The following is a 24,542-nucleotide window of genomic DNA, read 5'->3' on the forward strand; positions in this document are numbered from 1 at the left end:
CAGCACGATACCAGCCGAATCGTTTTTCAATTGGTTAGAACAACCATTTGTTTCATCGACTATAATTACTTGCAAATCAAAAACGGTAGCACAACCATTCGCCGTAGTCATCACAAATTGCCCTTGATTAGAAATATCAATTAAACCATCATTTCTTTTTGGATTGCTCCCTTGAAATACCCCCGTATCTATTTTATAAACATAGCTTTCACTACCTCCAGAATTGAATGTAGGTCCGTTTTCTTGAGGAGTAGTAATATAATATTGATTGTTTGGAGTTTGAGCCCTAAGATAAATATCCACACCTTCTTCTATACTTAATGCATTTCCTGTTTGCCAATGACCATTGACGCCTATACGATATTGAGCAATAATATCTTCAGTAGTACAGATTACAACATCTGGATTACCCGTATTGATACCTTGTTGATAATATTCATTTATTTCAGATTCACCTAACACTTTATTGAAGACTTTAAGCTCATCAATTTTACCGTTTATTTCATCGGTTATACCACTTCCATTAGCATAGCTTGGCAATTCAGCAGCAATTCTCTCATCATAAAAACCAGAAGATGTAAAATGCGATTGTAAGCTTCCATCATCTTTAAAAGGAATGGTACCACTTAATTCTTTCCATGCAATCAATTTACCATTCGCATAAAGTTTGGCGGTGTTACCATCATAGGTTGCCGCCATATGTACCCAAGTATCCATTGGAGCACGCCCAGCATAAAGATCTACCGGTCCATTATTGGTTACAAAGGCCCATTTATACAATGTGTTATGAAAGCCAAAAAATAAGGTACTTACATAATCATGGCTAAAAAGACCTACGTTTGCTACTTTTCCAGTTTCGGGTATAGTACTACCGGCAGAATTTCTATAAGCCCAAGCCATAACCGTTATTTGTTCATCCAACGTTTGTAAAGATGCTGAACTAGGAATATCGATCAACGCATTACTACTGTGTTCAAGACCATTGAATTCGATAGCGCCACCAATAATGCCAGATGTCCAACTATAATTTCCAGCATTAGCTACTGGGCTTCCTTGATCATCGTATTCAACAATAGATGCATCGTTACTATATATACTACTATCCAATGCATTGCTTCCACTTGCATCCTCAAACTGCATATCAACAATTAAATTTTCATTGGCTATTTCCAATGGAAGGGCGGAACCAATTTTAATGGTAGCGGCTTTGCTTGGCACACCATTATTGTCAAGGCCAAATAGCATGTAGTATCCTGGAGGTAAAAGCTCTCGGTTCGGAATAGTTATATTGTAAGTACCATTTCCCGTAAAACTAACCGGAATTCTTCTTTGCTCGTTATTTGTTGAATGGGTAGCAGCAGAAAACCGAACAAGACTAAACTCAGTAATTCCTATACTAGCCGTAACCGTAATGTTTGAATTATAACCTGAACTTTCTGGAGCATGGGAAATAATAGGTCTTATAGCTAAATCGCCTGAAGAATCAAATAAATAAGGAGGGCTATAAATCTCGGCACTAAAATGGTTGTTACATCCATTTAGGAGATTATCACAAAGACCGCCACCACCAACAAAAACGCGACCGTCCGTCATTAAAATGGCAACGCTATGATAGGTTCTAGCCTCCTGCATCTCTGCAACGGTTTTCCAAGTACCAGAACCCCCATTTAAAGACGGTGTGTAGAGTTCCGCTACATGACGAGCGCCCACATCTGTGAATACCGCTCCCCTATCAAGACCACCGGTAACTAAAACTTGACCATTGGGCAAAACCGTACTGTTATGCATTGTTCTACTTTCAGACAAATGGCCTGCACTAATAACCGTTGGTGATTGGGGATAAGGTACATTTATATCTATAACATATGAATTATTTTTTGCTGGCGTAGTACTATTGTAACTCTCACCATAAGAAGTGGCACCACCAACTTTTAAAATTTTACCAATGTCGAACATTACGGTAGTCCCTTTCATTGAATATGTATCATCTGCCCTAAATCCTGCAGAACTTATAGAGCCGCCCGGCGCATCTAAATCTATCCAATGCATTTCTTCGCTTGGACCTGCATGAAATAATTTTCCATTTGGAGCAGGCCAAAGCCAAACATGATTATCTACCCTATATAAAGGGTTTGTTTGACTTTCTAGATTAAGATCGTTAGAATTATAGATACTTTCACCGGTAATTCCTGGAAGATTAATCCATCCAGATTCAGGAGACCAAATTTCGGCTGCTTTGCCACCATTATTACCAGCGCCATTGCTCCAAGAACCACCTACAGTAAATACCGCTCCATTAGAAAGTGTAACATTACCTTGGTAACCACGTGGAATGTTCATATCCGCGGCACGTGTCCAAAGATTGGTTTTAGGATCGTAAATACTGGTACGTTCGCTCGTAGTACCTCCGGCAGATAGTATACTTCCATCCGCTAGATTATTAATACCAGGACAAAACATATCATGATCCGTATCTGTCAAGGTCATACCTAAAGCTCTTCCTAATCCATTGTTACCGTTAGGGTCAAATAGCTCAGTATATGTATAGCCATCACCTATTTCATCAAAAGTATTAGGAAACTGGGAAGACCATGTTAGCAACCTACCATCAGGAAGGTTTGCCACAGCTACGGGTACAATCTCAAATGGAATTGCCCCCCCCCATTCACCAACTTCGTTTAAAGCTTGTGAATAACTAGAAGAAATAAAAAATAAGAAAATAAAGCTAACCGAAAACCGTCCCCAATTTATATGACATTTACACATAACGCTCTTTTACAATAGGGGAATTACAAAATAAAGCATAGTATTTTATTAAAGTCTTTTTTTATTGCAAATTATCGATGAACTACACTAATACCCGATAAACAAAAAATCCTCGTAGTTACACCACGAGGATAATACATCTTTAATAAACTTTAATTAAATCTTAAATCAAATTATTTAAGATTAAAACTTCCACCATTTTTTAACTGATTTTCCGTATCCATAACCATACTTACCACCATAACCTAAATTAGATTCCTTAACATCGTTAACTACAAATGTTAATCCTTTAAGTTTTCCTTGATTCCAAAGATTTACAGGATGCTCCAATACTTTTGTTTCTGTGACCCCTGCTCTAGTAACATAAACAATATGGTCTGCAAGATCAGTGATTAACATGGTATCGGTAACAACCATAATTGGAGCAGTATCTACGATAACATAATCATACTTTTCAGACATTTCATCTAATAGTGACCCCATTCTATTACCCATTAATAATTCAGCAGGATTTGGTGGAATCTTACCAGAATAAATAACATCAAACGTAGTAGAATGTACTAGCATTGAATTAATAATATCTTTTGATTGAATTTTAGGATCGTGCAAATATTCAGATAGACCTATATCCACATTACCCCTTGATCGACTACCAATTTTATCAACATCTTTTTGAGCAAAATAGGTATATAATTTAGGGTTTCTAACATCACCACCAATTAGCAATACCTTTTTATTAGTATTCGCAAAAATCATTGAAAGGTTAGATGAAATAAAGGTTTTACCTTCACCTGGAACACTAGAAGTAACAAAAATGATATTGTTCTTTTTATCATTCTTTGATTTTATCAAATAATCTAAGTTCGTTCTCAGTATTCTTAATGATTCACTTAAAACCGAGCGATCATCAGATCTGATCAACATATCTTCATTTCTTCCCATTTTTGGCAGCTCTGCCAAAATCGGAACTTCATTGATTAGTTTCTCAAGCGATACTTTGTTATGGATTTTGTTATCCAAAAGCTGATTGGCGTAGATTATTGAAAAAGGCAATAACAGACCTACCATTAAAAATGCTAAATAAATTTTTGGTCTTTGTGGAGAAACCGGTGTATCTCCTACTTGATAAGCATTGTCTATAACCTTCGATTTGGGTGAACTAGAAGCAAAGGTTATCTGTGACTCTTCACGCTTTTGCAATAAATACAAATAAAGAGACTCTGTTGTTTGTTGTTGCCTCGTTATATCCCTAAATTCTCTTTCATTTTTTGGGGCAGAATAAATTTTAGAATTAATTCTGGACATTTGACTAGATAAATTATTTACCTGAAGCCCCAAATTTCTTTCCATGCCTGACAAACTTGACTGCATACTTTGTTTTAATCCATCCAATTGCTGATCTAAATTAACAATCATAGGATTTTGCTCATCTGCACTTTTAAGCAACCTATTTCTTTCCAATACCAATTCATTATATTTAGCAGTGGTATTGGCAATAGTTGGATCAGAAAGACCAACATTGGAAGGCAAAACCTCATAGCCGGTTTCTGAGCTAACATAATCTTTCATTCCACTTGCTATATTCAATTGAGTTTTGGCATTCTCTAACTCTTGTCTATTAGCAGCCCCAATATTCAAAGCTATATTAGCTTCGCCCTGAATATCAGTCACACCTTTTGTTGTTTTAAAATCTTGTGCCGTTTGGTCTACTGAAGTTAAGTTGGTTGAAATTTCTTTTATTCTTTCATCAATAAAAGTTGACGTTTTATCCGCTATGGCTTTTTTATCTATAATCGCATTATTATTATAGGTAAAAATTAAATTATTTAAAATATCCTTAGCTTTTTCTTGATTTGCGTCTTCCAATGAAATATTAAGAATATTAGAAAACTCCGTTGCCGGATTCATTACTAATTTTTCCTGATAACTTTCAGCAACAATAAACAAAGGCTTAATAGACACCCTTATCTGCTTATCTTTAAATTTATTAAAATGTGGTAAGTTTGGTGTTATTACAATATCCCCTATTTCTGTTGGAATGTTTTTACCATAAGAATATATTTTAGATGGCTCATCTCTATCTAGGCTAAATCCAAACGTCGTATTATTGGATATCTCAAGATAAAACTCCATTTTAGAATTATTAACGATAGAATCACTTGCCAAAAAATTTATCTTAATGGGCTTTTCTGTATAAATCTCAGAGTTTTTTACATTGCCTAATTCAACCAATACAACATTTAAATCTAAGTTATCAACAACTTCAACCAAATTAGAACGAGATCCTAAAATTTCAAGTTCATCCTCTACATTATTTTGACCCTTCCCCAAAAAATCCAAATCAGAAAACACAGAAAGTTCTGAAGATGCAGACTTATCTTCTAAAATTTGAATTTTTGCCGCCGCCTTGTATTTAGGCGTAGCATATCTTAAATAAATTACACCAAGCATTAGAAAGAAAATAGCAGACACTACAAACCATTTCCAGTGTTTAGAATATCCTTTGACTAAATCGGATAAATCAGAACTATCTCCAAGAGAAATTCTTTTCTTTTTTTCCATAAAAAATATAAAACTTATTTACTGTCTTGTAAGTATTAACACTGTAGATGTAATTAAAACAGAAGCTATAGATACCCAAATTGAGGCACGATTATCTAAAGCGGATGAAGTAATGGCCGATTTATTAGGCTCAACATAGACAATATCATTCTGCGTTAAATAATAAACCGGTGAATTTAATGCTTCTTTTTGTGTAAGATCAATACGTGTATAAACCTTGGTCCCATTAAAATCTCTAATGACCATCACATTTTGACGTATACCCTTTATAGTCAAATCCCCAGCCAATCCTATTGCTTCCAAAACAGTTATTTGCTCTCCATTAACCGGATATGTCCCTGGTCTGGAAACTTCACCCAAAACCGATACTGTAAAGTTTTTTAAACGAATATTAATGATTGGATCTTTTAAATAATTACTCAATTTATCTTTCAGTAATAATTTTGTTTCCTCAGGAGACAAACCTACTATTTTCACAGCACCCAAAACAGGAAAATCTATATCACCATTCTTATCAATAATATAATCTAATTGTTCAGCGCGTATCCCTCCTTCTTCTGCACCCTTAAATAAATTAAAAGGCATACTTGCTTGAGGATCTAATGTTGAAACATTTATTGATACGACATCATCTATTTTAAACTTATTAGTATGTGAATTATCCGAAACAATAGTTTCATACTCTCCAGCATTTTGAAAATATACTACATCTGCTTTTGACGCACAAGAAGCAAAAATCAATGAACTAATTACAAATAGAGCATAAAGCTTAACGGTTGATTTTTTGATCATAATTTAATTTTAATATAAATGTTGTCGATTTACTATTCTAGGATTTAACAATTTTCAAAGATGGTGAAGCATCTTGATTAACCTCTTTAGAGTCGTCAAGTTTACATAATTCTGAATTATTGGAAACAAACTCGGGTACAATCTTTTTCATTAACACTACTGGATCACCAGCAAAGAACATATTTGTAATACACAATTCATCAATTCTGGTTCTAATTAATGGGTAATCTAATTCTCTGACTTTACTAATTTTTATTTTTTTATGATATGTAGGCATGGTACTTTCACCATTGGCCAAAAGTTCTTCATACAATTTTTCCCCTGGTCTTAAACCAGTAATTTTAATGTCAATATCATCAGGATAGTTAAGTCCGGAAAGTTTAATCATATTCTTTGCCAAATCGAATATTTTTACAGATTCACCCATATCAAAGATAAAAATCTCTCCACCTTGCCCCATTGAACCAGCTTCTAAAACCAATTGTGAGGCTTCAGGAATGGTCATAAAATATCTTGTTACATCTTTATGTGTCAAAGTTATAGGTCCTCCTTTTTCAATTTGTCTTCTAAAAAGTGGAATTACTGAACCATTTGACCCAAGAACATTTCCAAATCTAGTAGTTATAAATTTAGTTTTACCTTCTTGTTGCATACAGCTAATGTACATTTCCGCTATCCTTTTACTAGCTCCCATAACATTAGTTGGGTTAACGGCTTTATCGGTTGAAACGAATACAAATTTCTCTACACCATGTATTATAGATAAATCTGATATATTTTTAGTACCAGCAATATTTATTTTAATTGCTTCATAAGAATTATATTCCATAAGAGGAACATGTTTATAGGCCGCTGCGTGAAATACCATATTTGGCTTATATTCTTCAAATATTGAATTCAACCTATTTTTATCCCTAACATCACCAACAATGGGTATAAAGTTATGGAAACCATTTTGTTTTAGTTCCTGTTGAAGATCGTATAAAGCCGACTCCGCTTGATCTATAACAATCAGAGACTTATAGTTATATGTGCAAATTTGTCTTACTAATTCACTCCCAATTGAACCAGCCCCACCAGTAACCAATACCGTTTTATTATTTAATTCATTAGCAATTCTACTATTATCAATATTGATTTGCGCCCGATCCAACAAATCTTCTATCTGTACTTGTTTAATTTGCGAAACCTTAAGCTCACCATTGATCCAATCTTCAACAGGTGGTACTATTTTCACTTCAACAGGATAATCCACTAATCTTTCAACAAGAATTCTTAATTTTTTAGGAGAGATATCTTTATTTATCGAAAAAATTATTTCAGATATGTTGTTTTTTAAAATAAATTCTTCTGTTAAAATTCGTCTACTAAAAACATCAATACCATTAATTTGTTTACCTACCTTTTTATTATCATTATCAATATAACCTAACACCCTTATCTTATTTTGAGTGTTTTGTGTCAAAGCATTATGGGTAAGTATACCAGACTCACCCGCACCATATATAATAACGTTTTTATGAAATTTAATATCTTTTTTAAGTATAGCATTATACATGGACTTAAATACGAAACGGGATGCCGTTAATCCAATAAAAGAAAGTAAACTATAGATAATAATTATCGAAAGAGGTATGGTAAAATTCTCTAAAACGTCTAATTGCTTATTGATCAACACCATTATTATCAACAAAATACTTGACAAACAAATAGTGTTAAAAATATTATAGACATCACGCACACCAGTATGTCTGATTACGCCTTTATAAGAACCTATTATCAAAAAAGATATTGAAGTAATCAAACAAACCAAAGGAAGCTGTACCAAAAGTTTATTTACATCAAAATCAAATGTTAAATTGAATCTAATACAATAAGAAAGTATAAAACATACACTAACCATTATAACATCTATAGCCAAAACTATCCATTTAGATGCAAAACGGTTAATATTGTTTGGTAAGTTAAAGTAGGTCATTTTTTTTATTTTTTGGACTTGTCGAATACGAATATAAATTGGGATTATCTCAAAATAAAATAAACTAATTTATATTCGTTTAATTCGCATTTATGATCGTCTAAAAGAATTTAAGTTAAAAAATCACTTCTGGATTTACATCAATGTACCATGTTTATTTACTGACTATCAGGCAAATTTACTAAATCCATGTTATAAACGATGTTTCTACGACAATATTTCACAAAATGGACAAGTAAGTTTTTTCTCCTTGGACAGACAAAAAAATGCTGACGTACTTAATCGACAAATTGATGGATTTCAGCGTATTGTTAGCGCATTTCACTCAATCAAAAGTATCTTTGTTATTAGAAAAGTTCCCTTAAAATGCAAACTTTTTGATTCTCAGTAGAAAATGAAACACATCAATTCTTTAAATTTATATATCATACTTATTTTATTGTTTTGCTCAAGCAATATTCAATCTCAATCTCGAACTCAAGATGGTGAATGGGGCGACCCTATTCCATTCGGTATTGTTCCCGTAGCTGTTGCGAACTTACCTGATGGAAGATTGATTACATGGTCATCACAATTTCGTAATACTTTTATTGAGATTGGTGATGGTATGACTTATACCGAGATTTTTGACCCCACCCTCAACGGGGGTCTTGGAGGCGCACTTGGCGAAACGGTCACACAAACGGATCATGACATGTTCTGCCCAGGAATTAATAACCTTGCCGATGGTCGTATTCTATCCGCAGGTGGCACTACTAGCGAGCGAACAAGTATTTACGACCCAATTACAGGGATATGGTCACGCGCTGCGGACATGAACATCCCTAGGGGTTATCAGGGAAACGTAACCTTATCCAATGGCGCAGTGTTTACCGTTGGCGGGTCATGGAGCGGTGGAGCAGGAAATAATGGAGGTAAAGACGCCGAACTATGGACACCGGAATCTGGTTGGATCAACCTTTCCAATATTTCAGGAGAGGACATCTATACTGCCAATGACCTTAATCTTGAAACACAGACAAATCCTTTGTACAGGGTTGACAACCACGTTTGGTTATGGCCTGCACCTAATGGAAAACTTTTTCATGCCGGACCAAGCGAAGAGATGCATTGGATAGACCCAGATGTATCAGGCGGTGCTATAACCTCAGCCGGATTTAGGGCTAATGACACCTATTCCATGAAAGGCACGACAGTAATGTTTGATATTGGGAAAATATTAAAGGTTGGCGGTGCTACCTCTTATGGAGAAAGCTCCACAACTACAACACCGGCTAAGGACAATTCATTTGTTATCGATATAAATGTCCCTTATGGAAACCAAGCCCAAGTAACCAGTGCAGGCAACCTAATGGAGAGTCGCACCATGCACAACAGCACAGTCCTACCCAATGGACAGGTTTTGGTAACGGGGGGGCTGGACAGAGGCGCCGTGTTCACTGATGTTGGTGCACGCTATATAGCTGAGCTTTACACTCCATCATCAGGCGGAGGCCCAGGAACTTGGGAAACGGTAGCGGCAATGCAAGAGGCAAGAACATATCACAGCGTTGCCATCTTAATGACCGATGGCAGGGTATTTGTAGGCGGCGGTGGACTTTGCGATGGCACATTGAATTGTGAAAACCACTTCAACGCTGAAATTTACAGTCCACCATATCTTTTTGATGGTACCGGTAATTTAGCATCAAGACCCACTATAACCAATGTTACGGGAAATACATTAGGCACAGGACCTTACAACAATCTATTAGTAGATTATACGGATGTTTTACAAGTAAATACCGATGTTTCAGTGGAATCATTTAGTTTAGTAAGATTCTCAGCAGCAACCCACTCAACAAATAATGAGCAAAGGAGAATTCCTTTAACTACTACTTCTGGCACTAGCCATACCTTAACCATACCGGACAGAAACCTTTTACCACCGGGGTACTATATGCTCTTTGCTCTAAACGCAAATGGCACCCCTAGTGTTTCAAGAACACTAAGAATAGGTACTGCTCAACAATTACAAGTAACAAATACGAATTTGGTGGTTGACATGAAGTTCGACGAAACCAGTGGTCCTAATGCAGCTGACACAAGTTCTTACAATAATAATGCTAATATTGTTGAGCATGATGACAACGGCAACATCACCACGAATGGTGGTAATTACAATTGGACTTCTGGAATTATAGGCGGTGCCATAGAATTTAATGGACTGGAACATGACAGCAATGCCCTAGTGGACATTCCAAGTTCACCATCCTTGCAAACTCTGGACGACCAAATAACGGTAATGACATGGGCGTATAGAAACTCCGCAGGAAGCACCATTCCAGAGACGGGCAAGGTGGCAAACGTTGGTCTCTTTAGTCATGATTACGTGAGTACCCTCTTTTTCGGTTTTCACAACACACTTTACAAATGGGCTTTCGTTACGGACAACGGACCAGTAGATCTTTATGCCGGATGGGCGCCAATGGATACTTGGGTGCATATTGCGGCTACTTATGATGGTAAGACAGCAAAACTTTATGCTAACGGAAAATTAATTTCTTGGAAAGAACTTAGCGGCACCATCCCCTTTAAGGATGATGGAAGCTTACAATCGCACTTTACCTCCTCTGGTTTCTATGATGAGAGAACTGCCGCTAACTTACCTAGTTATGCTAACGGTAGTGGAATCACTGATGAGATAAACGGTAAAATTGATGAGCTTAAAGTTTTTAATAAAGTTTTGGGAGAATCCGAAATCTATGAATATTACCAACAAGGAATAAACACAGGTAATCCAGATGTAGTTAATTGTTCTACAGGAGATATAACCGCGCAATACAAGATAGGGGAAAACGGCACCTGGCTTACTGGAAATTCTATAACGGTACAAGAAGGTGGCGACATTTACATTAGAGCAATAACAGCAGGTAATCAATATTACATTACCACACCACAAGAAAATGGACCTACTTTTGACTCAGGCGGTAGTGGCAGCTATGAATATCAAATAGACACTGATGTTTTTCCTTTTGGAAATCCTGAAAGAAATAATGGCTTGGTTGATATTACTAATCAAGGTCAATTTGTAATGACCACAGCGGGAGGTTGCACAGCTGTTTTCGATTTGAAAGTGACAGTTATCGATGAAACCGACGGTTGCCCAAATCAATTAGTAAATGAAGATAGTGCCATAACATTACCTAAGGGGACCTCCAACAATTTGGAAATTGCTGTCGGTAATGCGGAAAACACAAACGGATCAGATTGTTCACTTAAACTTGTAAATATTGATAGCGATACTCCTTTTGTAAGACATGAAATTGAGCTAGATTTAACAACTTTAGGTATAGCTGCCGGTAATGAAATACTTGTCTCTCTTGATGCAGATGGTACAGACGGAATACCCAGAATTGAAGTAAACCAAAACAATCAAACAAATTCCGCACTTATGGAACATACGTTCGGTTCAGGCTGGACAAATTATGAAGAAACCTTTATTGTACCTAGTGGCATTTCTACACTGAATATTTGGCTGTATACTAATTATAACTCTAATAACCCGGGAACTGTTTATTACGATAATTTATCAGTTATCAATTTATCACAAAATGGCGGAAATACTCCACCGGTCGCAGCTATTACTGCGGTACCAACTAACGGTAGTGCTCCGTTAGAAGTTAATTTTGATGGTTCTGATTCCGCTGATGATTCGGGGATAGCATCATATAATTGGGACTTTGGAGATGGCACATCTGCCACAGGTGTAAATGTTGACAAAACTTTTATCTATTCTGGAACATACAATGTAGTTTTAACTATTACAGCTAATGATGGTGGTACGGATACCGAAGTAATTGAAATTACTTCTAGCGGTGCCCCTATTGCAAATATTGTCGCAACTCCTCAAATAGGAGAACTGCCCTTAAATGTTTCGTTTGATGCATCTGGTTCTTCTGGCGATAACACTATAGTTTCTTATGCTTGGAATTACGGTGATGGCATTATTGGTGACGGTATAACCTCAACACATACATATACAGCAGTTGGTAATTTTACGGCAGTACTTACTATTACAGATTCAGCAGGTTTAACAGACACGGATAACATATTGATAACGGTAGAAGTACCCTTAAACAGTGGACCAACGGCGGTTGCTAATGCAACGCCAAAAAATGGCGAAGCACCGCTAGAAGTGAGTTTCGATGGTTCTGAATCGACCGACGATAACGGAATTTTTTCTTATTCATGGAATTTTGGCGACGGTTCTGCAATTGAAACCGGTGCGGTAATATCACACACCTATACCAATGAAGGTACTTATGACGCTATCCTAACTGTTACCGATGCCGAAGGATTATCGGATACTGAAACTATAGAAATTGTAGTTTCGCCAACTGCTGTAACCAATTTAGCTCCAACCGCCGCAGCAATAGCAAACCCAATGACGGGTAGCGCACCTTTACTGGTTGAATTCGATGCTTCGGGGTCTTCTGACGATGATGCAATAGCTTCATATTCTTGGGATTTCGGTGATGGAACAACGGGATCGGGTATAAATCCTTCACACACTTACACTTCGGTAAATACCTTCTCAGCTACATTGACAGTAGTAGATTCGGAAGGACTTACGGATTCTACCACCATCGATATCACGGTAACGCAACCTTCATCTGGTAACACACCTCCTATTGCCATGACTACTGCTACGCCAATAAGTGGAGAGGCTCCTTTACTGGTTGAATTCGATGCTTCCGGGTCTTCTGACGATGATGCGATAGCCTCTTATTCCTGGGATTTCGGTGATGGAACCACCGGAATGGGAATAAACCCGTCACACACATATACTTCAATAGATACCTTTACGGTTACATTGACAGTAATTGACTCGGAAGGACTTTCGGATACTTCCTCTATTGATATCACGGTAACGCAACCTTCATCTGGCAACACACCTCCTATTGCCATGATTACGGCTACGCCAATAGGTGGAGAGGTTCCTTTATTGGTTGAATTCGATGCTTCGGGATCTTCTGACGATGATATGATAGCCTCTTATTCTTGGGATTTCGGTGATGGAACAACGGGATCGGGTATAAATCCTTCACACACTTACACTTCGGCAAATACCTTCTCAGCTACATTGACAGTGGTAGATTCGGAAGGACTTACGGATACTACCACCATCAATATCACGGTAACGCAACCTTCATCTGGTAACACACCTCCTATTGCCATGACTACGGCTACGCCAATAAGTGGAGAGGCTCCTTTACTGGTTGAATTCGATGCTTCGGGGTCTTCTGACGATGATGCAATAGCTTCATATTCTTGGGATTTCGGTGATGGAACCACTGGAACAGGAATAAACCCGTCACACACTTACACCTCTGTAAACACCTTTACAGCTACATTAACCGTGGCAGATTCGGAAGGACTTTCGGATACTACCACTATTGAAATAATGGTCACAGAAGAAAACGGCACTCTTAATAACCCAGAATTAGAAGACATTAAAATTTATCCAAATCCTGTAGGGGATGAAAATCTAAATATCAACTTATCAGAATTCATGAATGAATCTATCTCACTTGGGGTTTATGATTATTATGGAAAACTGGTATTTCAAAATGTAATTCAAAAAGATCATCCGGAAGAAATTGCTATTGATGTATCATTTTTATCCGATGGCTTGTACTTAATAGAAATTACCAGAATAGAGAATAATGAATTTACTTACAAAAAGATTATAAAAGGTAAATAATAAAATTGATTTAACCTTTAATAAACTATCCCTATTGAAGTAATTTATAATGGTCAATAGTTACATTTGTATATCTAAAATTTAAAAATTTTGAAAATACTTGTAACTGGTGCTGCGGGCTTTATTGGCTTCCACTTATCGCTTTCATTACTAAGGTCTGGCCATACTGTTATTGGTTTAGATAATTTAAATTCCTACTACGATGTTAATTTAAAAATTGCAAGATTAACTGAACTAGGTATTTCCGTAAAGGAGATAGACCATAATTATAAATTTATTCAGAGTAATTCGTTTAAGAATTTTGAGTTTATTAAATGTAGTCTTGAGGATAAATTGAATATTGACAAGGTTTTTCAGAAATATACATTCGATATCGTTTGCAATCTTGCTGCTCAAGCAGGTGTGCGTTACAGTTTAGAACATCCGGATAAATATATAAATAGTAATATTTTAGGTTTCTTTAATATTCTAGAGGGTTGCAAGTCAACAAATGTTCCGCATTTAATTTACGCAAGTAGTTCCAGCGTATATGGCAATAGCACTACCACCCCTTTTAAAACATCCGATATTACGGATAGTCCCGTAAGTTTATACGCCGCTACCAAAAAGAGCAATGAACTAATGGCGCATACATATAGTCATTTATATGACTTCAAGACAACCGGATTGCGGTTTTTTACCGTATATGGACCGTGGGGTAGACCGGACATGGCCTACTTTAAATTTACGAAAGCTATTTTAAAAAATGAAGGTATCCCTGTATTCAACAATGGGCAGCTTGAAAGGGATTTCACTTATATAGATGATATCATTGGTGGAATCAATAAAATAGTAGAAAAAGGTTTTATAAGCAATTCAGAAAACAGCAATAATGCCATATACAATATTGGAAATGGCAAACCGGTTAAACTAATGGATTTTATTGCTATTCTAGAAAAGGAATTGAAAAAAAAAGCAACTTTTAACATGCTACCGATGCAAGATGGAGATGTTTATAAAACTTGGACGGATATTGAGGAATTGAAAGAAAATTACAATTACCGACCCGCAATAGATGTTGAATTTGGAATTCATCAATTTGTGAAGTGGTATACTAATTATTATAACTAAACAATTTATTATTTTTTTTTTAGTTTAACTTACATCTCTAAAACTTTATAAAAAGTAAAATAAACAAAAGACATATTTAATTTACAAAATTTAAAATAAATGATTAAAATAGGCATCATAGGACTTGGGTATGTTGGACTTCCACTAGCTGCTCTGTTCGGTACAAAGTTTAAAGTAATTGGATTTGACATTAATTCGAAAAGAGTTGATGAGATAATGTCCGGACGAGACAACACTCTTGAATTAACCAGTATGGATTTAGAAAAAGTTCTGGTAAAAAACATTAATTCAGAAGAAAAGGGGTTACAATGCAGTACTCAATTAGAGGATATAGAAGATTGTAATTATTATGTAATTACAGTCCCTACTCCTGTAGATGACACTAAAAGACCGGTCTTTACCCCCTTAATTAAAGCTAGCGAAACAGTAGGAAAAGTATTAAAAGAAGGTGACATTGTAATATATGAGTCAACAGTATATCCTGGGGCTACGGAAGAAATATGCATACCAGTATTAGAAAAAGTTAGCGGCTTAAAATTCAATAAAGATTTCTTTGCCGGATATTCACCAGAACGTATAAATCCGGGGGATAAAAAGCACACTGTAGAGAAGATTTTAAAGGTAACGTCGGGCTCTACTCCGGAAATCGGTAAAAAGGTAGATGAATTATATAAATCAGTTATTACAGCAGGTACTCATCTTGCCCCTACCATTAAAGTTGCGGAAGCCTCCAAGGTCATTGAGAATACCCAGAGAGATATTAATATCGCTTTCATGAATGAACTGGCCAAAATTTTTGCTCTATTAGACATAGATACAAATGATGTTTTGGCTGCAGCTGGTACTAAATGGAATTTTTTACCATTTAAACCGGGTTTAGTCGGCGGTCATTGCATCGGTGTTGACCCTTATTATTTAGCCCAGAAAGCGCAAGAAAATGGGTACAACCCCGATTTAATATTAGCTGGTAGAAGAATTAACGATGGTATGGGCGAGTACGTAAGTCTACAAATCATCAAATTAATGCTTAAGCATGATTTAATGGTAAAGGATGCCAAAATACTTGTTTTAGGTATTACTTTCAAGGAGGATTGTCCTGATGTAAGAAATACAAAGGTTGTAGACTTAGTGAATAGCTTAAGTGAATACAAGGTTAAAACTACAATTTACGATCCTTGGGCAAATCCAGAAGAAGTAGAACATGAGTACGGAATTAAAACAACGAAAAATAAGCCAAATGAAAAATTTGATGTCATAGTTATGGCAGTAGCACATGAATTATTCTTAAACGAAAATTTGGACAGCTATAAGCACGATAAAACTATAATCTATGATGTAAAAGGAAAATTGGTTTCAGGATATACAGCTCGACTATAATAAATTTTAGAAATTAGAAAATGAATTTAACGGTAATAGGGACAGGATATGTAGGTCTAGTAAGCGGAACGTGTTTTGCTGAAATGGGAAACACGGTTACCTGCGTAGATATAGACGAAAAAAAGATCACGAACCTAGAGAAAGGTATTATACCTATATATGAACCAGGTCTTACACAAATGGTGTTGAGAAATTTTGAAAACAAAACACTACATTTTAGTACCGACCTAGCCAAAACCCTTAAAAAATGTGATATAGCATTCATTGCAGTTGGTACGCCAATGGGTGAAGATGGTGCAGCAGATTTACAATATGTATTACAAGTTGCTTCAGACATAGGTGACCACATGCAGCAAAAACTGATCATTGTGGATAAATCTACGGTACCAGTGGGTACAGCGGACAAAGTAAAGGCTAAAATTCAAGAACGTTTAACCTTACGCGGAGTAAACATTCCTTTTGAAGTGGTATCTAACCCGGAATTCTTAAAAGAAGGTGATGCCATCAATGACTTTATGAAGCCGGATAGGGTTGTGATCGGTGTAGAAACACCCGAAGCTGAAGAACAAATGAGAACCCTATATGCTCCGTTCTTTAGAACACAGAATAGAATGATTTCTATGGATGTTCGTTCTGCAGAAATGACCAAATACGTGGCAAATGCCATGCTGGCCACTAAAATTTCATTCATGAACGAAGTTGCCAACATATGTGAATTGGTAGGTGCAGATGTAAACAAAGTTAGAGTTGGTATTGGATCGGACAGTAGAATAGGTTATAGTTTTATTTACCCTGGTAGTGGTTACGGTGGATCATGCTTTCCAAAAGACGTAAAGGCGTTAAAACGTTCCGCACAGCAGCACGGTTATACACCAAGGTTAATTGATGCCGTTGAAAAAGTGAACAATGACCAAAAATTTGTTATAGCCAACAAATTAGTCGGTCATTTTGGCGAAGACCTTACCGGGAAGACTTTTGCTATTTGGGGTCTTGCATTTAAACCGGAAACAGATGACATGCGAGAAGCCCCGGCTATTTATATCATAAAAGAATTGGTAAAAAGAGGTGCTACCGTAAATGCATATGACCCTAAGGCCATGCATGAAGCAAAGAGTTTCTACCTTAAAGATGTAGAAAATGTAACTTATTTCGATTCTAAATATGATACGTTGAAAGACGCGGACGCAATGTTACTATTAACGGAGTGGAAAGAATTTAGATCACCAGATTTTGAAGAATTAAAAATAAGGTTGAACCAACCAATTATTTTTGATGGTAGAAACCAATATACAGCATTAAATATGCCCGAAAAAGGGTTTACATATTACCAAATTGGTAAGAAATAACAACTTTTTACATAAGAAGTAGTTGAAGGTCAAGAACGTTGTTCTTGACCTTTTTTGTTGATAATCATTTAAAAATTAAAGAAATAAGTTTGCTCTTATCTAGTAATTTTGCGATTCAGCGATTAATACAAAAATTAGCTACTATGCTGACTATTTTTACCACGTTTAAATAACATTGAAACCTAAGTGTTATTTACTAATTACAAATAACCATTATGCAACATAGAACATTATACTTAGCACTTTTATGTTTAACATTTTCATTAATATCCAATGCTCAAGATGTTGATTTTGATGGTGTATTGGACGCTGTTGACTTATGCCCAAATATACCCGACCCATCAAATACGGATACTGATGGTGATGGTATAGGGGATGTTTGTGATTTAGACGATGATAATGATGGCATATTAGACTTATATGATTGTGAAATTGAGATACCTAATTACAGTTTTGAAAGCCCTATAGCTAATGATTTTCCAGATAATTGGGATTATTCACCTACTTTGTATACTACAGGAGAAGGTTTAGCAGGCACCCATAATATAGAGCCAGCAAACAATTACCCTATAGCACCAGAACAAAATCAATTCCTCTATATTAACTCAGACGGTACTGACCCTATAGTATCTATTACTCTAAGTACACACATAGGTATTTATTCACCAGGAAGTTATATTCTTTCTATAAATATTGGTGACGGTTTAAGCCCTACCAATCCTTATAGGAATGATGGCATATCAACTATAGAATTAGGATATGGAAATGATCCGGCCTCGTTTACTCCTATCAATTCCTTAATTGAAGATGGAAGCAATACTCCTGATGGCACCTTTAATGTTTTTTCTTTTAGCACAGATATAAATATTGGAGACCCCGCAGTGGGACAAGGTATATTAATTAGAATAACACATGAAAGACAGCCTGGTGCCCTTGCGGGTAATTATGATAATTTAAGATTAGTTAGAGACACAGATGGCGACGGAATTTCAGATTGTTTAGAAGTAGATTCAGACAATGATGGTTGTTTTGATGCTGTAGAAGCAGGACATATTGCAAATGCTATAGGTGAGTTAGATAATTCGGGAACAAATGCTGACGGAACTGTTATACACGTTGGAACTGGTTATTCTGGCAGTTCTCAAGAAGTCGTAGATAGTTCACTTATTGTTTGTGACCCATTTTATTATGATAACGATGGTGATGGAGTTTTAGATAATGTAGATCAGGATGATGATAATGATGGAATATCAGATATTTTTGAATGTCAAATACCTATTCCTAATAGTAGCTTCGAAGGTTTTAGCATTCCGGAGAATTTTATTGAATATTGGAGATTTACAAACATAAATGGAAGTTTGGACACAAATGCTGGTTTAGAAGACCCAGTAAACATAGGTGATGGAACAAATTATAACTCTGCAGCAGATGGAATAACATACGCCTATATAAACGGCAATGGAAGCATTACATCAAATGAGGTATACGGGACTTTTGAGGAAGGTAGCTACACAATGGAATTAATGATTGGCGATGGATTTAGCCAAGATAATCGATACCGTAATGATGGTCAAACTACCTTAGAAATAGGTTACCATGATGGAGATTACAATAACTTCACTCCCATTACAGGAGGTACTAGGGTAATCGAAGGCTGGCAAACACCAAATGGCACATGGTCTAGATTTTCCGTAACAGGAACTGTTATCGCTACAGACGCGGCTTTAGGCCAAGCTATTTCCATAAGAATTACCCATAACTGGAATTTTGATTTACTTCAATGGCAAGGTAATTATGACAATATTCAGTTATTCCGTGATTCTGATGCCGATGGAATTTCCGATTGTAAAGAATTGGATTCAGATAATGACGGATGTTTTGATGTCGTTGAGGCCGGTCATATTGATTTCGGTGGTGGATTGTTAGGCAACACGGTAGATGCCAATGGACTTGTAAATAATGGAGAAGGATACACCGGACCTAGACCTGAACAATGGAACAATATTTTAAATTCAGCATGTAATCCTTTAGACACTGATAGTGACGGCATTGAAGATGGAAATTATTATCGATATGACGCTGGAAATATATTACAAACAAATATTGATGAAGATGATGATAATGATGGTATTACCGATGAACAGGAAGACTGTAACTTATTAAATTCGATTTTTTTAAGACAACCTTTTGATTTTGAAAATCCTGAAAATAATTTTATTTTAGGAGGTAATAGTTCTCCATTTAGTAATCCTATGGATTATTGGTATAACGTTGCAGGATCTGGTGAAGCCTATGCCAATTTGGTTAATGCAGATAATTATACTTATGAAGAATACCCTTTGGGTAGTGGAATTTTTGTAACACCATCACCAAACTATAGAACTGATGGATCTTTAGTTCCCGATCTTGCAGACCCTGATTATCAAAACGATGCATATTTAGCTCTTAATGATGACATTACAATAACTCAAACAGGATCTAGATTAATTTTAGAAGAAGGTGTTTACATGCTTACAATAGCTGTAGGGGATGCTTTAGACTACGTAGACCGTTATCGAAATGACGGCACTAGTATCATTACAATTGGTTATGATACCGATTTAACCGATGGTGGTTTAAATTTCTTTGCTCTACCTTACGTTCTTATAATTAATCCAGAGGATACTCCAAATGGAACATGGACAGATTTTTCTATTAATTACGAGATTCCAGCAGGTTCACCCGCTATTGGGCAACATTTAAGTATTCGCATTGAACACCAAAGTAATGTTGCATTAAATCAACAATCAGGAAATTACGACCATATAAGAATTCAAAGAAATACAGATGGCTTAATGGGTACTGGAGATTTTATCCCTGATTGTCAAGATACCGATTCAGACAACGACGGCTGTCCAGATAGTATTGAAAATGGATATATAGATGATGATAGAGATGGAGTCATAGGAACTGGTGTCGCTACCACTGATGGAAACGGCTTAGTTACTAGTGAAGTTGGTTACACAACATTTCCTTTAAATGCTGGAGTTCGTATGATTTCAGAACCCGCAGTAATAGACACTGGTCTCACAGATCCAACCGTAGTTTGTGAAGGAGAAGATGCTATATTTACGGTAGTTGCATCCAGACCAGCTCCAAATACCAACATTGTATACGAATGGTATGAGATAACCAATACAGGAACAACATACACCTTACTTGTTGATGATGCAATAATTACAGGGGCAACAACTAATCAACTTACTATTGCAGCTGTAACAACTGCTGATGATGGAAGAATATTTGGTGTTCGTGTCATGGGAGATGACAATCTTTGTTACGAGGAATCTATTGCCACACTTAATGTAACGGCAGGCCCAACAGCAATTACCCCTGTAGCCACTGCGGCAAACATTTGCGAAGGCGAAGATGCCGAGTTTACTATAACCGGTACTCCCGGAGATATCATAACATACTCATTGGATGGAGGAACTACACCTGTTTCGGTAACTTTAGATGCCACAGGTATAGAAACAATAACCGAAACTTCTACTACAGCAGATATTACTATGGAAATTAGCAGTATAGAAAGTGGTACATGTATATTAAATTTAGTACCCGTAACCTCCGCTACGGTAACCGTCAACACCATCCCTACCTTAGACCCAGCTACTACCGCCACCTGTTCTGCAGATTTGGCGACCTATGATGTTGATGTGGTAGTAAACGCAGGCAACATTACAAATACAAGTGAAGGAGTATTAACAGGTAATACCATTACAGGTATAACCGCAGGCAATGACATTACAATTACGGTAGATAACAATGGTTGTATTAGAGACCTGAACATAACCGCACCAGATTGTTCTTGCCCTGTAATTGACATCCCTGTAAACGCAAATAATCCGTCTATATGTTTTGGTACCGCCACTCCTGATCTATCCGTAGATTTAGGAACCAATGGCGATGCCATAAATTGGTATGACGCTAGTACGGCAGGTACCCTATTAGGTACTGGAACCACGTATTCTTCTGGAGAAACGGCAGTTGGCACTTATACATATTATGCAGAAGCTATTGAAACAGTTTCTGGCTGTACAAGTAATAGAATTCCGGTAACCTTAACTATTAATTCAATGCCAGTTGTAGATACAAGTATGGACATTGATCAATGTGGTCCCTACACCCTACCCGTTTTATCTGCCGATAACTTTTATTACACTGCCCCTAACGGGTCAGGAACTAATCTTTTGGAAGGCTCTGATATTACTACTACTCAAACCGTATATATTTACGCAGAATCTGGTACCACGCCAAACTGTTTTGATGAAACCAGTTTTATAGTAACTATTAATGAAACACCACAATTGACTTTGATGGTTCCAACCTGTAGCGCTGACTTAAACACCTACTCTGTTGAATTTTCGAACAATATACCTACTGCTGTTTTAACAACATCTGCGGGAACTATTAGTGGTAATAGTATTATTGATATTCCATCAAATATAGGTTCCGTAACTATTACTGCGGATAACAATGGCTGTATAGCAACATCGACTACATTGGCCCCAGACTGCTCCTGCCCTATTATTGATGATGCGGCCAATCCAATAAACGTTAATACATGCGAAGGTAATCCCAACGGAACTTTACAAGTTTCTTTAGGTACTAATGGAGATACTATTAATTGGTACACCTCCGCTGCAGGAGGTACCAGTATAGCAAGTGGACTTTCCTTTACCCCTGCCGATTCCGCCATTGGCACCTATACTTATTATGCAGAAGCAAGTGATACTATTACAGGTTGTATAAGCGATAATAGAATTGCAGTAACCTTGACCATAGAACCGATACCGGTGGCAGACACTTTAAATGATGTTGGAGGTTGCGAATTTTTTGTCTTGCCAAATTTGAGCAACAATAATAATTATTACACAGGTGCAAATGGTACAGGTCAACTTCTTGCAGCAGGTAGCCAAGTGAGTCAAGACCAAACGATATACATATTTGCACAATCTGCTAACAATCAAGATTGTTCTTCTGAATCGCAATTTGAAGTAACTATATTAGAAGAACCAATTATTGATTTGCCGTACGAAGTATCTATGTGTAGTAATGAAAGCGGTATAGTTACTTCTACACCAATAGGAGTTGACTTGGGTCCTGATTACATTTATGATTGGACCCCAAATAACGACACCAATGGTGATGGAATTGAAGAAGCAATATTTAATGTCACCCAAGCTGGTGAATATAGCTTAAGAATTTATACCATTGGCAATACTATTAACTGTGGTGGTAGTTTAGAGCATATCGTAAATGTTACCGAGGCTCCATTGCCACAAGATATTGAAGTTGAAATTACCAGTGAAGGTTTTGAATTAAATTCTGGCAATAGAGTAAGAGCCATTATAAATAATGACATTTTTGCCTATACCAACTTTGAGTATAGTTTGGATGATCCTGATGGTCCCTACCAAACAGACAACTTTTTTCAAAATGTTGTTGGTGGTTTGCATACAATTTTTGTAAGATCTATTGGAGGTTGTGGTAGCACTTTGGAAAGTGCCCCATTCTTGATCGTAAATTACCCTACCTATTTTTCCCCTAATGGAGATGGATCAAATGATACTTGGTTTCCATTAGGTTTGGCAGACCCGAATTTAACAAATAATGTAGTTGCGGAAATTTATGACCGCCATGGTAAACTCGTACATTTCCTTGATCCTTTTGGTCCAGGTTGGGACGGCACCTATAATGGTGTGAGATTGCCAGAATCTGACTATTGGTTTGTAATTAGATATACCGATGCCACTGATAATAATAGAAGTATTCAATTTAAAGGCCACTTTAGTTTAATACGATAAGAATTAAAAATTGAATAAAAAAAAGTCGTCAGGGATCATACAATCTCTGACGCTTTTTCAATTTATACTATTGCCATTTACTTGTTATAAAAAACAGCCAATATATTTTTAACGGCATCTTTAATAGGTTTAGGAAAAAACCATGCAAGAGAATTAATTAACGTATTTCTTTCTTCATAAAACGACTTGTCAAATTCTATTTGAGGCAAAACATATTTAGGATGGCGTAAAGGAAAAGACAACTCCTCTCTCTTATCATAATTCATAAAAGGGCTTTTAGAACTATGCGTGGCATCTTCACCATATCCAATGTTACTTATAAGATTTACTTCTGGAAAAATACCTAATTGATTTTGAGCCGCTACACTATAGCACCATTGAAAATCCCAAGCACTAACTAGACCTGTTTCAACAGCTTTAATTCTTCGTTTCCAATAGGTATAATCTTTCCCTAAATAACCACAGTTAGACAAGATAGATTCTTCATAGTTACCAGATTTCCAGACCATATCATAATCCATATTTTCCCATGCCCTACGCCAAGTAGCCCAGCCCCAACATACAGCATATTTAGAAAAGCAATAAGAATCATTTACAGGTATAGTTCCTACTTGATTAAACCCGGAAATTAGACCAATACGTTGATCGTCTTTATAGTGTTCTAACAATGTTTGGCAAAATGGAAAAAAACTATCACTTGCAACACAATCATCCTCTAAAATAATTCCCTGCTCTTCATGATCAAAAAACCAATTGATTGCAGTATAAACACCTGGACCGCAACCAAGGTTTTCATCTTGAAATAACGTTTTTACTTCACAATCCCAATCAATAGCCTTTATAACGGCCTCTCTTGTTTTTCTAACCTTTTCCTCATCTTGAGGTACTGTATTTCTAGGTCCATCTCCAGAAATATACATTTTAGTAGGTTTACTTTTTTTAATAGCCTCCAAAGATTTCAAGGCAACCTCTGTTCTATTAAAAATTATAAAAAGTATTGGTGTATTTAACATCATTGG

General features: G+C 36.4%; 10 protein-coding genes. 5 read left to right on the plus strand and 5 right to left on the minus strand.

Annotated features, from left to right (window positions below; all coding sequences use genetic code 11):
• From B2Z27_RS14650 to B2Z27_RS14665, 4 genes are all read right to left on the minus strand, one after another.
• Positions 1–2,766: galactose oxidase-like domain-containing protein (locus B2Z27_RS14650; protein ID WP_286814193.1), on the minus strand; the 2,766-nt coding region annotated here is incomplete at its 3' end.
• 183 nt (positions 2,767–2,949) lie between these two features.
• Positions 2,950–5,328, minus strand: a complete 2,379-nt coding sequence (locus B2Z27_RS14655) for a GumC family protein (RefSeq protein WP_286814194.1) — start codon at positions 5,326–5,328, stop codon at positions 2,950–2,952.
• Positions 5,329–5,346: 18 nt separating this feature from the next.
• Positions 5,347–6,120: a polysaccharide biosynthesis/export family protein gene (locus B2Z27_RS14660; RefSeq protein ID WP_286814195.1), complete on the minus strand. Its 774-nt coding sequence runs from the start codon at positions 6,118–6,120 to the stop codon at positions 5,347–5,349.
• 37 nt (positions 6,121–6,157) lie between these two features.
• Positions 6,158–8,098 carry a polysaccharide biosynthesis protein gene (locus B2Z27_RS14665; protein WP_286814196.1) on the minus strand — a complete coding sequence of 647 codons (1,941 nt, stop codon included), beginning with the start codon at positions 8,096–8,098 and terminating at the stop codon, positions 6,158–6,160.
• Between the two features lie 394 nt (positions 8,099–8,492).
• Between B2Z27_RS14665 and B2Z27_RS14670 the strand changes: the two genes are divergently transcribed.
• The 5 genes from B2Z27_RS14670 to B2Z27_RS14690 all read left to right on the plus strand — a co-directional run bounded on the left by B2Z27_RS14670 (position 8,493) and on the right by B2Z27_RS14690 (position 23,523).
• On the plus strand, positions 8,493–13,844 hold the full coding sequence (locus tag B2Z27_RS14670) for a PKD domain-containing protein (RefSeq protein ID WP_286814197.1): 5,352 nt from the start codon (positions 8,493–8,495) through the stop codon (positions 13,842–13,844).
• 90 nt (positions 13,845–13,934) lie between these two features.
• Positions 13,935–14,954, plus strand: coding sequence for an NAD-dependent epimerase/dehydratase family protein (locus tag B2Z27_RS14675; protein ID WP_286814198.1), 1,020 nt, complete (start codon positions 13,935–13,937; stop codon positions 14,952–14,954).
• Positions 14,955–15,053: 99 nt separating this feature from the next.
• Entirely contained in the window at positions 15,054–16,331 is a 1,278-nt protein-coding gene (locus B2Z27_RS14680; RefSeq protein WP_286814199.1) for a nucleotide sugar dehydrogenase, read from the plus strand.
• A 20-nt stretch (positions 16,332–16,351) separates the two neighbouring features.
• Positions 16,352–17,677 carry a UDP-glucose dehydrogenase family protein gene (locus B2Z27_RS14685; RefSeq protein WP_286814200.1) on the plus strand — a complete coding sequence of 442 codons (1,326 nt, stop codon included), beginning with the start codon at positions 16,352–16,354 and terminating at the stop codon, positions 17,675–17,677.
• 215 nt (positions 17,678–17,892) lie between these two features.
• Positions 17,893–23,523 (plus strand): T9SS type B sorting domain-containing protein, encoded by a 5,631-nt coding sequence (locus B2Z27_RS14690; protein ID WP_286814201.1) that lies wholly within the window; start codon positions 17,893–17,895, stop codon positions 23,521–23,523.
• Positions 23,524–23,600: 77 nt separating this feature from the next.
• Here the strand turns inward: B2Z27_RS14690 and B2Z27_RS14695 are convergent, their stop codons facing one another.
• Entirely contained in the window at positions 23,601–24,539 is a 939-nt protein-coding gene (locus B2Z27_RS14695; RefSeq protein WP_286814202.1) for a nucleotide-diphospho-sugar transferase, read from the minus strand.
• Between the last annotated feature and the right edge of the window lie 3 nt (positions 24,540–24,542).

The organism is Maribacter sp. UBA3344 (genome assembly GCF_002362375.1).
GTDB classification, from domain to species: domain Bacteria; phylum Bacteroidota; class Bacteroidia; order Flavobacteriales; family Flavobacteriaceae; genus Maribacter; species Maribacter dokdonensis.

What these genes read in the sequence shown, in the direction of transcription:
- B2Z27_RS14680 (WP_286814199.1), top strand. Translation starts at nt 15,054, where the DNA reads ATGATTAAAATAGGCATCATAGGACTTGGGTATGTTGGACTTCCACTA.
- B2Z27_RS14655 (WP_286814194.1), bottom strand. Translation starts at nt 5,328, where the DNA reads ATGGAAAAAAAGAAAAGAATTTCTCTTGGAGATAGTTCTGATTTATCC.
- B2Z27_RS14695 (WP_286814202.1), bottom strand. Translation starts at nt 24,539, where the DNA reads ATGATGTTAAATACACCAATACTTTTTATAATTTTTAATAGAACAGAG.
- B2Z27_RS14685 (WP_286814200.1), top strand. Translation starts at nt 16,352, where the DNA reads ATGAATTTAACGGTAATAGGGACAGGATATGTAGGTCTAGTAAGCGGA.
- B2Z27_RS14660 (WP_286814195.1), bottom strand. Translation starts at nt 6,120, where the DNA reads ATGATCAAAAAATCAACCGTTAAGCTTTATGCTCTATTTGTAATTAGT.
- B2Z27_RS14690 (WP_286814201.1), top strand. Translation starts at nt 17,893, where the DNA reads ATGCAACATAGAACATTATACTTAGCACTTTTATGTTTAACATTTTCA.
- B2Z27_RS14665 (WP_286814196.1), bottom strand. Translation starts at nt 8,098, where the DNA reads ATGACCTACTTTAACTTACCAAACAATATTAACCGTTTTGCATCTAAA.
- B2Z27_RS14670 (WP_286814197.1), top strand. Translation starts at nt 8,493, where the DNA reads ATGAAACACATCAATTCTTTAAATTTATATATCATACTTATTTTATTG.